The 12,455-nt window shown below is 43.8% G+C and carries 13 protein-coding genes; 8 read left to right on the plus strand and 5 right to left on the minus strand.

The genetic code is table 11. The features are described 5' to 3' along the window. The first annotated feature begins 3 nt into the window (after positions 1–3). From E7X56_RS00555 to rpl12p, 5 genes are all read left to right on the plus strand, one after another. Positions 4–462 (plus strand): transcription elongation factor Spt5, encoded by a 459-nt coding sequence (locus tag E7X56_RS00555; RefSeq protein ID WP_135603819.1) that lies wholly within the window; start codon positions 4–6, stop codon positions 460–462. 67 nt (positions 463–529) lie between these two features. Beyond that, the gene (locus E7X56_RS00560; RefSeq protein WP_135603821.1) at positions 530–1,015 is read left to right on the plus strand and encodes a 50S ribosomal protein L11; all 486 of its coding nucleotides are present in this window, start codon (positions 530–532) and stop codon (positions 1,013–1,015) included. A 237-nt stretch (positions 1,016–1,252) separates the two neighbouring features. After that, positions 1,253–1,894 carry a 50S ribosomal protein L1 gene (locus E7X56_RS00565; RefSeq protein WP_135603823.1) on the plus strand — a complete coding sequence of 214 codons (642 nt, stop codon included), beginning with the start codon at positions 1,253–1,255 and terminating at the stop codon, positions 1,892–1,894. After that, entirely contained in the window at positions 1,891–2,919 is a 1,029-nt protein-coding gene (locus tag E7X56_RS00570; RefSeq protein ID WP_091689287.1) for a 50S ribosomal protein L10, read from the plus strand. The genes E7X56_RS00565 and E7X56_RS00570 overlap by 4 nt, the downstream gene beginning before the upstream one ends. A gap of 48 nt (positions 2,920–2,967) precedes the next feature. Continuing rightward, positions 2,968–3,273 carry a 50S ribosomal protein P1 gene (rpl12p, locus tag E7X56_RS00575; protein WP_135603825.1) on the plus strand — a complete coding sequence of 102 codons (306 nt, stop codon included), beginning with the start codon at positions 2,968–2,970 and terminating at the stop codon, positions 3,271–3,273. A 202-nt stretch (positions 3,274–3,475) separates the two neighbouring features. Here the strand turns inward: rpl12p and E7X56_RS00580 are convergent, their stop codons facing one another. The 3 genes from E7X56_RS00580 to E7X56_RS00590 all read right to left on the minus strand — a co-directional run bounded on the left by E7X56_RS00580 (position 3,476) and on the right by E7X56_RS00590 (position 5,808). Further along, positions 3,476–3,781, minus strand: a complete 306-nt coding sequence (locus E7X56_RS00580) for a hypothetical protein (protein ID WP_135603827.1) — start codon at positions 3,779–3,781, stop codon at positions 3,476–3,478. A gap of 360 nt (positions 3,782–4,141) precedes the next feature. After that, positions 4,142–4,417: a hypothetical protein gene (locus E7X56_RS00585; RefSeq protein WP_135603829.1), complete on the minus strand. Its 276-nt coding sequence runs from the start codon at positions 4,415–4,417 to the stop codon at positions 4,142–4,144. A gap of 44 nt (positions 4,418–4,461) precedes the next feature. Then, positions 4,462–5,808 (minus strand): DEAD/DEAH box helicase, encoded by a 1,347-nt coding sequence (locus tag E7X56_RS00590; protein WP_135603831.1) that lies wholly within the window; start codon positions 5,806–5,808, stop codon positions 4,462–4,464. A 278-nt stretch (positions 5,809–6,086) separates the two neighbouring features. Here E7X56_RS00590 and E7X56_RS00595 point away from each other — a divergent pair, with 278 nt between their 5' ends. From E7X56_RS00595 to E7X56_RS00605, 3 genes are all read left to right on the plus strand, one after another. Then, positions 6,087–7,109 carry a radical SAM protein gene (locus E7X56_RS00595; protein ID WP_244603343.1) on the plus strand — a complete coding sequence of 341 codons (1,023 nt, stop codon included), beginning with the start codon at positions 6,087–6,089 and terminating at the stop codon, positions 7,107–7,109. A 260-nt stretch (positions 7,110–7,369) separates the two neighbouring features. Continuing rightward, positions 7,370–9,286, plus strand: coding sequence for a sodium:solute symporter (locus tag E7X56_RS00600; protein ID WP_135603833.1), 1,917 nt, complete (start codon positions 7,370–7,372; stop codon positions 9,284–9,286). A gap of 105 nt (positions 9,287–9,391) precedes the next feature. Further along, complete coding sequence (locus tag E7X56_RS00605) at positions 9,392–10,312, plus strand: DUF5803 family protein (RefSeq protein ID WP_135603835.1); 921 nt, start codon at positions 9,392–9,394, stop codon at positions 10,310–10,312. A 20-nt stretch (positions 10,313–10,332) separates the two neighbouring features. Here the strand turns inward: E7X56_RS00605 and E7X56_RS00610 are convergent, their stop codons facing one another. Beyond that, a complete protein-coding gene (locus E7X56_RS00610; protein WP_135603837.1) occupies positions 10,333–11,079 on the minus strand; it encodes an MBL fold metallo-hydrolase in 747 nt (248 codons plus the stop codon). Between the two features lie 6 nt (positions 11,080–11,085). Continuing rightward, complete coding sequence (locus tag E7X56_RS00615) at positions 11,086–12,378, minus strand: ATP-binding protein (protein WP_135603839.1); 1,293 nt, start codon at positions 12,376–12,378, stop codon at positions 11,086–11,088. Positions 12,379–12,455: the final 77 nt, after the last annotated feature.

Below are 12,455 nucleotides of genomic sequence, written 5' to 3' on the forward strand. Positions count from 1 at the left end.
TTTATGAGTGAAGATGCCGCTATATTTGTTGTTAAGACAACTGCGAATCAAGAGCGCTCAGTTGCCGGGATGCTGGCTCAGGTTGCCAGGAAGGACAATCTCGACATCAGGGCTATAATTGCTCCGGATGAGCTTAAAGGGTATGTACTTCTGGAATCATCCGATTCCGGTGCTGTAGAACAGGCTATTCAGACGGTTCCTCATGCAAGGACTGTTGTTAAAGGCCAGTCCAGTATAGCGGAGATCGAACATTTCCTTACACCAAAACCAACCGTCACAGGTATTGTGGAAGGTGCGATCATCGAGGTAACCTCCGGTCCGTTCAAGGGTGAAAAGGCACGTGTGAAGCGTGTTGACGAAGGTCACGAGGAAATAACGGTCGAGCTGTTCGATGCTGTTGTACCAATACCTATAACTATACGTGGTGATACTGTACGGATACTCAGGAAGGAAAAATCCTGATGCGTACTGTATGATTATATTCATTAACTAAAACTAAATTTATAAAATTAAAAAAGGTGAATCTCTAATGGCAAGTGTTGTAGAAGCCTTGGTTCCTGGAGGTAAAGCAAATCCGGGCCCTCCACTTGGTCCAGCATTGGGACCTCTTGGTGTAAATATCAAAGATGTGATCGATAAGATCAATGACAAAACTAAAGATTACAATGGAATGCAGGTTCCTGTTAAGGTAATTGTTGCTGATGACAAGAGTGTCGAGATTGAAGTGGGTACTCCACCAACAGCCGCATTGATCCTTAAGGAATTGAACATTGAGAAAGGCTCCGGGGAATCCGGTACTGTCAATGTTGGTGATCTTTCAATTGCACAGGCCGCAAAGGTCGCTCGCATGAAGAAAGACGATATCCTTTCCTATTCCCTCAAGGCTGCAGTTAAAGAGGTCATGGGCACATGCGTGCCAATGGGCGTTACTGTAGAAGGTCTTGATCCAAGGGAATGCCAGAAAGCTGTTGATGAGGGCAAGTTTGACGAAGCTCTTGCAGCAGAAGCATGGTAATCGGGATATATATCTGATCTTAGTACCAAATTAACTGGTCGGCCGCTCAGGCTGACCGATAAGTTTAAAATAATTGCTTCATTATTGAAGTGCTCGTAATTGAGATGTAAATCTCCTTACTTTAACCGTAGTAGGCCGTAGCGGTCGCATCGGTTGGCATGCAATTTCGTATGCCCGCCGGATACCGGGTCTGACCCTGTATCTGAACATTTGTTCATTAACTACGGGAGGAATAGAATGGTAGAAGAGACTACTTTAAATCTAGTAAAAGAGTTAGTCGAAGGATCTGCTGAACGTAAGTTCTCTGAAAGTGTGGATCTGGCAATTAACTTAAAGAACCTCGATATGAGTCAACCCAAGAACCGTGTGGACGAAGAGATAATTCTTCCCAATGGTCTTGGTAAATCCCTTAAGATCGCTGTTTTCGCAAAGGGTGAAGTTGGACTCAATGCTAAAGATGCTGGTTCAGACTATGTTCTGACCGAAGAGGATATCAAAGAACTTGGCGAGGATAAATCCAAGGCAAGAAGTCTTGCAAATGAGTGCGACTTCTTCATTTCAGAAGTGCAGTACATGCCTCTGATCGGTAAGACCCTCGGTGCAATTCTCGGTCCTCGTGGAAAGATGCCTGTACCTTTGACACCTGATAAGAACGTTGCAGATCTTATCAACAGTACGAAGAACTCAATTCGTATACGCTCAAAAGACAGACTTACGTTCCACGTAGCAATTGGTCGCAGAGACATGGATGTCGAAAAGCTGGCAGAAAATATCGAGACAGTTCTGAGCAGAGTCGAGCACTCACTCGAAAAAGGTAAACATAACCTTAAATCGGTCTATGTTACGACTACTATGGGTAAATCTGTGAGGTTGGTATGATGGAAGAACTTCACCACAGTGAACATATCCCTAAATGGAAGAAAGAAGAGGTCGAGGATATCAAGAACCTCGTCACATCATATCCATTGTTAGGTGTTGTGGGTATTGGAGGCATTCCTGCAAAACAGCTTCAGGCAATGAGAAGGAGCCTTAAGGATGTTGCTGTCCTGAAGGTGTCCAGAAACACTCTCATAAGAAGAGCACTTGATGAGTCATCCGATGATATCAAGAAAATGGATGATTTTGTTGAGGTTCAGACTGCACTGATATTCACAGAACAGAATCCTTTCAAACTCTACAAGTTGCTTGAGAAGAGCAAGAGTCCTTCCCCTATCAAAGGCGGAATGGTCACTCCTAATGATATTGTTGTGGAAGCAGGTCCAACAAGCTTCCCACCAGGACCTATACTGGGCGATATGCAGGCTGCAGGAATTCCTGCTGCTATCGACGGCGGTAAGGTCGTTATCAAGGAGACCAAGGCAGTTGCAAAGGCCGGAGAGGTCGTATCCCAGAAGCTCGCAGCTATGCTTACAAGGCTGGAGATCTATCCACTTGAAGTGGGTCTTGATCTGAGAGCAGTTATGGAAGAGGGATCTATCTTCACTCCTGATGTACTCGCAATTGATGAGGAACAGATCTTCGCAGACTTCGTACAGGCTACTCAGCAGGCATTCAACCTGTCTGTCAACGCAGTGTACCCAACAACCGAAAACATCAGCACATTACTTGCAAAGGCAGCTTCAGAATCAAAGAACGTTGCTATCAACGCTGTGGTCTTCGAGCCGGATGTCATGAACGTCCTGCTTGGCAAAGCACAGGGCGAGATGATGTCTGTTGCATCAGCAGCATCTGCTAAGGATGAGGGTTCAATTGACGATGAGCTGAAAGAGGCACTTGGCGCAGCTGCATCAGCAGCACCAGTTGAATCTGCAGCTGAAGAGGTCGTTGAAGAGAAGGAAGAAGAAAAAGAAGAGGACGACGAGGAAGGCGGCATGGCTGCTGGTCTTGGAGCACTCTTTGGATAAACTACTAACAATAAATTAATATTAATATAACATAAAAGGTGATTTACAATGGAATACATATACGCAGCACTTTTACTACACAACGCTGAGAAAGACATTACAGAAGAAGCAGTTACTGCAGTACTCACTGCAGCTGGAGTAGACGTTAACGATGCACGTGCAAAGGCACTTGTTGCAGCACTCGAGGATGTTGACATCGCAGACGCAATGGCAACCGCAGCAGTCGCAGCACCTGCAGCAGCATCAGCAGCACCTGCAGCAGCTGAGGCAGCAGCTGAAGAAGCTCCTGCAGAAGAAGAGAAAGCGGAAGAAGAAGAGAGCGGCATGGCTGGTCTCGGAGCACTCTTCGGATAATTTCTTTCAAAACGATACTCGCATCATGCGGGTATCACCAATCTTTTTTTTCTTTAATTACTTTCAATTTAAAAATACCTGGACTATCATTTTTATCACTGGATCTCTCTATCGGGAGCATCAGTGATCAAAATTCGAATAGACTAATTTTATGATCGATTATAAAATTGGTTCTAAGTGATTGGTCAAAACCTATTGATCTTTAGCTTTCATCTGCAAGGTCAAAAAATGGAATTGTCGTGTCTGGACGCCATTTTTTCAGAAATGCAAGCATATGATATTTCATAAAGATATGTAATGGCATTATCCCCATTATTGAGAGCAGAATCAGTACTGCTATCTCTATGATTCCTATTGGTGCAAGGATAAGCCATATTATACTCTGCTGCACGATCCCTGAAAGAGCAAAGTATATGATCCCATCAATGAAAAGGAAGAGCAATCCTGGGATCAATACGATGAAAAGTATAATTATGCCGAAGACAACTCCACCTCCGGCCCACAACATAAATCTTCCAAACCAGTAACCTAACATTTGTTTCCAGTCCTGCCTGAATGTCGCCACTACTTTTTCCAGATATAGATATCATTAATATAACTGCAACAAGGCTCATTCCTCCTGCAATAAGCATGGGCAAGAAACTTGTGGATGGATCATTGATTCTCTGCAGGATCATGGGTAATGCTGCCATCATGAATATGGCAAAGAACCCGATTGCCAGAACAAAGCGTATTATGAAAAGGTTTAGTCCCATTCTCAGGTACTTTTTTGAGTATTCCCAGAACCGAACGTCATTTTTTGTGATGGATTCCACAAAAACAAAATCCCTAACCGATGAGATATACCGCAATATAAGGATAAATAGTCCTATCCCACGATTGCAAGTATCAATGGCAGATCCGGCATGGATGCGATCTGGTCAATGAATTCATTTCCATTTGGGATGTTAGAAAAAGGGATGTCCGGTAGATCACCGATGCCGGTATTAGATGTTGATCCGTTGTATCCTGAACTGCCTCTGCCACCTGCTAATGCGACTATGATGGCAAGCTTCAGCCACTTCTTTAGATCGAACGGTTCCAGCAGGCATTTTCTCGTTCTTCTGAGAGCTTCGCCTGCTGCATCTATTACAATCCAGTCCATGAAAAGAACCAGATGATGTTTATATAAAAAGGTGATCGGTAAGATCACTCTTTCTGTCTTTTAACTCCGGATCGTTTCTTAAATCCGGTTCTTGCACTTGATTTGTTGGATCCTCCGCGACCTTCTGATCTTCCGGAACCTTCGCCACTTTTCGGCTTAGATCCGCCATACCCTCCGGACCTTTTTTGACCTCCGCGACCTTCTGATCTGCGACGGCCGCCGGATTTGTTGAAACTGTTCCTGTCATGACGTTTGTCTTTCTCGTCCTTTATGACTACCCTTTCAACCTCAGGTACGTCTTCTTTTTTGATCGTGAACTTGCGGTGATGCCTCACGAGCTTTTGGAAAGCATCTGCTTCCCTATCTGTCAGAACATTAATGACCTTTCCTTCCTTGCCTGCTCTTGCAGTTCGGCCTATTCGGTGTACATACTCATTAACATCATCAGGGATGTCATAATTGTAGACGTGTGATACATGAGGAATATCTAGACCACGTGCAGCAACATCTGTGCAGACAAGTGCATGTGCTTCGCTTGAATGGAACTTGTGGAGTGTGCTCTTTCTCTTTGCCTGAGTGTGACCTCCGTGTATGGCGATCGCATCAATGTCATTTTTCCTGAGGTTCTTCTGGACGAAGTCCACATTACTTCGTGTGTTACAGAAAACCATTACTAACCCTGACTTCTCATTTTTCAGGAGGTGAACAAGCAAGGAGAATTTAATGGGTTTTGGAACGTCATAATATACCTGTTCAAGCTTTTCAGGGTCCACATGTGCTTTTGCAAAGACCTTCTGTGGATCGTTCATGTACTTGCGTGAGAGGTATTTGATGTCCTTTGAAACAGTTGCTGAGAAAAGCATTGTTTGTCTTTCCTCAGGACACTCTTTAATGATGTCTTCTACATCATCGATGAATCCCATATCAAGCATTCTGTCTGCTTCATCAAGGACCAACATCTCTACGTTGTCCAGGTCTATCGTACCTCTTCCAATATGGTCAAGGAGTCTGCCAGGCGTTGCAACAACAATATCTGTTTTTTCCAGCTTCTTCATCTGTGGGCCAATTGCAACTCCGCCGTAAATGGATGCTATTTTTAATCTTTTATGACGGGAAAATTCCTTAAGTGAATTGTGAACCTGCTCTGCCAGTTCCCTTGTAGGGGTAAGGACCAGGGCCTTTATTCCCCTTCCAGTCTCAATTTTCTGGATAATGCCACACCCAAATGCGAGTGTTTTACCGGAACCGGTGGCTGCTCCTCCAATAATATCCTTTCCATCCAGAATGAGCGGGATCGCCATTGACTGAATTTCTGTAGGGGCTTCAAAATTTTTTTCTTCGATCGATCTTAGGATCGCTTCTTCAATCCCTAGGTTTTTAAATGATTCCATGGTGATTACCTGTTAGTATATATCTAATTCTTAAAAGAAGAAGAGCGCCATCTTTGTCTCTCGTTCTTGGCAAATCCCCACCGGATATCTTGTTAGAAATCATTTTTATGTTAATTATGATGGGGGTTTTTAACCTATTTCGTTTCAGATGCCCTTTCATACATCTTTCTGCTTATAAACATTGTCCTATAAGAAACAAAAAGAAAACTTTGAAAACATCCTTTCAAAAGTATCGTAGAAAGGATATGCCGGATAAATGCTAAGTTTTATCAATACCGATGGAAGATATAGTGCACCTTAAAGAGCATTCGATCAAAGAGATTACCATGTCTAAATTTTCTCCTACCATTGCAGCACGTGCGATCTGGCAGATGAGAGTGCGAAAGCGACCTTTTGTTCTCTCACACGCGGTCAATTCCAGATGTAACATGAGCTGTAGCTTTTGTGAATACTGGAAGGAGCCGGGGGATGAGATGAGCCTCGATGATATTTTCAGGATGCTTGATGATGCTCACTCTTTCGGCATTGGTGCCTACAATGCCTGGACAGTTGAACCTCTTCTCCGGGAGGATCTGCCACAGATCCTTGCGTATGCTAAAAGTAAGGGTATGATCACGTCCCTGATCACTAACGGGAAGTTGCTGAAAGAAAGGATAAATGACCTGGATGACCTTGATTATCTTTCTGTTTCTGTGGATGGGACAAAAAGCTACAAAGAGATACGTGGCATCGATTTTGAGATAATAATGGATGCTATTATGGCTGTCAAGGACAAACTGAAAAATCCTCTGTTGATGAACTGCGTTATCAGTAGCAAGAACCTTGATGATATCGAAGAACTTATCCAACTGGCACGTGATATCGATGTGAAGATATCATTTGAGCCTTTGTATGAGTTCAGGGGGATCAAAGAGGATGTCTGGGGCAACATGGGTATTCGTGACATGGAAAAATACCAATGTACGATCGATCGGATAATCGAGATGAAAAAGGATGGCTATCCAATCATAAATTCATTGACCTATCTTAAAATGATAAAAGAGCTGAAAAAGGGATATAATTGTCATGTCAACAATCTGATCCTGGATGTTACTGCAGATGGCTCTATCGAGAACTGCCGTGTTCATAGGGGATCATTGGGCAATGTGAAAGACGGTATTGTTAATGTGTGGAAGGCCTCAAAGGATCAACAAAAGGAACTGACCGAGAAGTGTGAAGGCTGCTTCTTCTTTGGTTATGTTGAAAATAGCCTGATGTATGATCTCAATCTCGAGGTCATACAACATTATGAGTGGATGTGAACTTTTCATTTCATTTAATTAATCTAGTTTTTAGTTTCATTTTATTTCGAAATGTGTTTAAATATAAGAATCATCGTGTATTTATACATTTTTCGGAATTCTAATGTATTTGAGTAGGGTAAAAACGGTTTTCTTTTTGAAAGAGCTTATATATTAAACCAAATATGTCCTTACTATCCTTTAATAGGAAATAGCGTGGTTAGATTATATTTAATGATTCAAATAATATCTGGATAAATGTAATATTCTGAGGTTTAGTTATGGATGGTTATCAATTGTTTATGGTAATGCTTGCAGTCTACCTTTGTGGACTGATAGGCATTGGTTGGTATTTTACAAAAAGACAAAAGACAGTGACCGATTTCTGGCTTGCCGGTCGTAAGATCGGTACGATGGGGATTGGATTCTCATCGGCAGCTTCATGGCTGACCGCTGGTGGAATATTGGCCGTGATAGGATTTTTCATGCTACTTGGAATGGGCTCCATATGGGGTTTCGTAGCACCGAACATTCTTGCATTGCTTATTATCGCTATATTCGTGAAAAGGATCAAACACCTTCCTGCTATCACACAGGCAGAGCTTCTTGAGCAGAGGTACAGTTCTGCGATCCGTGCTCCGGTGGGAATCATCATCGCTATCGTGATGATACTTTTCGCAGTTGCTGACATCAAGGGCTTTGCTCTTGTGCTGCAGATATTCTATGGCCTTGATCCGATATATGCAGCTCTGATCGTTGCCCTTGCAGTATCTGTGTATGTTACCCTTGGTGGGTTGCATGCTGTTGTCTGGACCGATGTGATCCAGTTCGTGTTCCTTTCCATATTTGCAATTGTAATGGCATTCCTTGCAGTTGATTCAGCTACTTCCGGGGTTGCTGATATTTCAACAGCAGCCGATCTTTTCTCTGGAGTTTCTACTGACTGGTGGAATCCGTTCATAATCGGCATCCCGATGGTACTGATCTTCGTCTTTGCGATAGTTCCGGGATGGATCACTGAACAGGACCCATGGCAGAAGGTCTGGGCAGCTAAGGACTCAACTTCCGCAAGGAACGGTCTGGTACTTGGTTCCCTTCTGGTAGCAATCGTATTCTCTGCATGTGCAGTTATTGCCATCGGACTGAATGCATTGTATCCGGAGATCGCTGCAGCAGGATTTCCAATGGGAATGGCCCAGGCAGAACCTGCATTACTTACCTATATAGTCAGCACTTTCTCACCTGCAGTGATCGGTATCAGTGCAATTGGCCTTGCAGCAGCTTCCATGTCCTGTGCTGATACTTTTGCTACATCAGGTGCATCATGTGTCTCACGTGATATCTACCAGAGATTTATAAAACCAGATGCAACAATGAAGCAGATGCTTGCTATCAACAGGCTCAGTGTCCTTTTCATAGTTGCCGCAGCAACGGTGGGCTCATTCTTCATTAATAGTATCATCGATGCAATTCACATTGCAACCTTCATTGCAAGTGCATCCTATTTCTTCCCTCTGATGGGTGGACTTTACTGGAAACGTGCTACAAAGGAAGGTGCGCTGGCAGGTCTTCTTGTTGGTGCTATTGCACAGATCTCCTTTACCATCTATGATCTTTCAATGACCGCACCTATGACTCCTCCATATCTTGAGACCGTACACCCAATTCTCATGAACCATGGTGTCATTGTCGGAATGGCATTGAGTGGAATTGCATTCTTCGGTGTCTCCTTCATGACAAGGCCATCCTCCATTGTCAACCTTGCTCCATTCTTTAAGGAAGCAGCAGAAGAGCTGGCAAGCCACGAGGCTCAGACGGTCGATGAGCAGAGCCCAGAGTACAAGAGGTTCCTCAAAAATGTCGATGAGCAGATCACAGGGGAGCGTGCACACCTTCATTTAAGACTTGAAGGTTCTGCAACAGTTAACTGGACCAAATTCGTTGATCAGCTAAAAGAGGCATATACTGCGTGGGTCACACCAACTGGAATTGATTCTGTTTACAGGCTGATCCAGGCTGACATGCTTGCATGTGTGTCCATCACACGTGGTGAAGGAGAGAAAGATATCTGGTTTGCATCCGAACCACCTGTAGATTCCGTTGAGATGCAGAAAAGGGAACTTTTTATCGCATACAAAGAGGTCGCAGCTGCTCTTGAAGAGACAGGTGTTCTCCTGACAATAGCAAACAATGAGTAAATTTAAAGTTCACTCCCGTTCTTCGGGAGTGCTATCTCTTTTTTCAATAACCTTTTTTACTAATGGGACCCATTGTTTTTTCATAAACTGTTTGTGATGTGTACAATGAAAAAACAAATTATAACAGTAGTATTTATTTTTGCTCTTGCAGTACTGGTATCAGGCTGTATCAACGAGCTTGTGCCTGTGGACGAAGAAGTGGCATCACCTGACCTTTCCACATATGAGCTGGAAGTCTTTTACGATCCCACCGATGATGTCGGGTTCGTTAACACGACGACGTTCTATCTTGCAAATGACGGATCTGCAAATGTTGTTCATATGATAGTGAACGCTTCTGTTATTGAGGTCGTACCTCTGGAAGACATGCTGAACCCGAACAAGGAAACGATCTCAAATATTGTGATCCTTGCAGGTAGCTCAAATGATACGGAGCCATCCTTTGAAACCTTTGAGAGGCTTTCAACATCTTCAATAGAGGATGTGCCAGTTTTCAATTACACTATGGATGATGATGTTCTTCGTGGGCAAAAACATATCTACATAAGGTTCAATGAGAGCATCACAGGCATTGTGGCCTATAGTCTGGCAACTCCCAAGGGACAGGATTTCATGTATATCCCGGCCCATGATTCTGTTGTGAGGTTCGTTCTGCCTGAAGGCTATACTACGGGCAATCCCTTTGTAGGCAAAGTGAATCCCGAACCTGCAGAGAGGTATTTTGATGACCTCGACAGGGAAGTTCTTGTATGGTATGACCTGCGTGCAACGGCAGGTTCATTTACTGAGATGGCAAGAGATTTCCTGAAAGTTGATGTATCTGATGAAGACTTTCCCTATAAACCAATAATCGTAAAGTTCTATCATAAATCCGCTCCACGTATGCTTCTAATAGGTACGAGCATCCTTGGTGCAGGCGTGCTTATAGTCCTCGGGAACTACCTTTCAACACGAAGAAAACTTCGGAAGACACGTGAACTGATCGAAGAAGGATTTGATGAGAATATAATATCTGAAAAGAAATGAGGTCTGACGTAAATCTGATCTCAGAATGTGAACTCCATTCCGTCATATCCTAACGGGTATGTTTCGGATGCCTCTTCGTGAGGTTTGAAATAATGGCTCAGGTGTGTCATAACGACATCCTTTGCCCTTATCCTTTCAGCTATTTCCAATGCTTCTTTTGCATCCATGTGTTTCTTTACATGAAATCCGACATCATCGGGGATAATAGCATCTACTATGAACAGGTCTGGTTCCATTATAAGTTCAAGGCTGCTTTCCGGTATGTTATTATCAGTATCACCACTGATGACAACCTTTTTTTCACCTTCACATATCATAACACCGATCGCCTTCTTTACAGGCGGGTGATTCACTTCGAACAGTGTGAATGTAAGTCCTATAAGCTCAAAAGGTTCGCAGAGCCGGATGTCATGCCTTCTTGGTTTTAAAAATGAGACATAATCAAGTATATAGTCAAGTGTTTCGGTAACTCCGTAGACATCCACATGGCTCTGGACGCGGTGGAACTCGCCAAAACCGGTGTAATGGTCATAATGGCCATGTGTCCAGATAACTCCGTCAATATGGCGGATCCCTTTATTGAGCATCTGTTGTCTCATGTCCGGGCTTGTGTCAATGAGCACTCTGCCTTCGTCGGATTCCACAAGGACTGAAAAACGTGTTCGGTTGCTTTTACCTCCGTTGCGGGCATCCATGCATGTCCGGCAATCACAGCCGATGATGGGGGTGCCGGGTGCGTCACCTGTTCCAAGGAGCGTTATTTTCATGGGGTTTTAGAAACCCCCGGTATTGACAACATATTCATCGGATTTTATGTGAGCACGCTTGTTGAACCTGTTCACTGCATCAATGAGGTCCTGCTGAGTAATGCTGGTGCGCTCCTCGACCAGTGCATTGAGCACACTTTCGCGGATGACCATACGCAGGTCTGAACCTGAATATCCTTCGGTGAGAGGTGCAATTCCTTCAGTGTTGAAGTCACCTTCTATTTGCATGGTGACAATATCAAGGATATCTTTCCTCATTCTCTCATCAGGAAGCGGGAAGTCCATGATCTCGTCGAACCTTCTCCATGCAGCAGAGTCCAGCATCCTGGGATGGTTCGTAGCGGCTATCAAAAGGACGCCATCATTGGTCAGGCTTATCTCGTCAATGGCCTTGAGAAGGGTATTTACTGCTCTCTTTAAAGCTGCATGTTCATCTGATGCCCTTGTCTTGGCGACGAAATCGAATTCATCGATGAAGAGTATGCATGGGCTCAGGCGCTTGGCAAGTGCGAACACCCTGTCTATGTTCTTAGCTGTTTCACCAAGATACTGGTCTGTTATCATGGAAAGCTTGACTTCCACAAATGGTATGGAAAGGCGCTCTGACATGGCTTTTGCCACAGAGGTCTTACCTGTTCCAGGTGGTCCCACAAGGAGTATCTTTCCGATGTCGTACAGGCCGATGCGTTTGAGGTAATCCCTGTACTCAATGGCCTTTACTATTTTTTCGACCTCTTCTTTCTGCTCTTCTGAAAGAACAAGGGATTTCATGGGCTGGACAATGTCCTCCGGAGCCATAATGTGCACCAGTTTGAGCATGTCCTCTCCAGTTTCCTCTTCGGATATTTCACTTATAAGTGATTCGATCCATTCCCTGTCGACCTCTTTAGGTCTTGTTGCAGCACGTGCTTTCTCATAGCTGGCACCAGCTACCTTCTTCTTTTCCTCAAAATAGTATGCCAGTGCCGGATTTTGATCGATCCTTTCAGAAGCAGTCTCCTGCTTCTGGAACCAGTCAGCAGCAACATCAAAGGATGTGAACCTGATCTTTGAGGTGAGTTCATCGATATCTAAAAAAGGAAGAGCGAATACCTGTCCTTTTATCTCCTCGATCCCAAAGAGCCTCTTTATGTCCGATCGGGAAACGCTGATGGGTTTTGGGACACCTTTTTGCGTACGGCTCCAGTAGTTCTTCCTGATGTTCTTCGGAAGATCATTAACATCCATTTCCGGATACTTGTTGTATATTTCTGCTGTCAATAGAAGTTCTACAATGTCAAGGGTTGTCGTGTCGGACATGTTCTTACCTGTATAATGGGAATAATTTGATGAATAATTTGTATGCTCATGTTCCTGAGCAGGTCAGTGAACCATAC

The organism is Methanococcoides sp. NM1, assembly GCF_900774285.1.
GTDB lineage: Archaea > Halobacteriota > Methanosarcinia > Methanosarcinales > Methanosarcinaceae > Methanococcoides > Methanococcoides vulcani.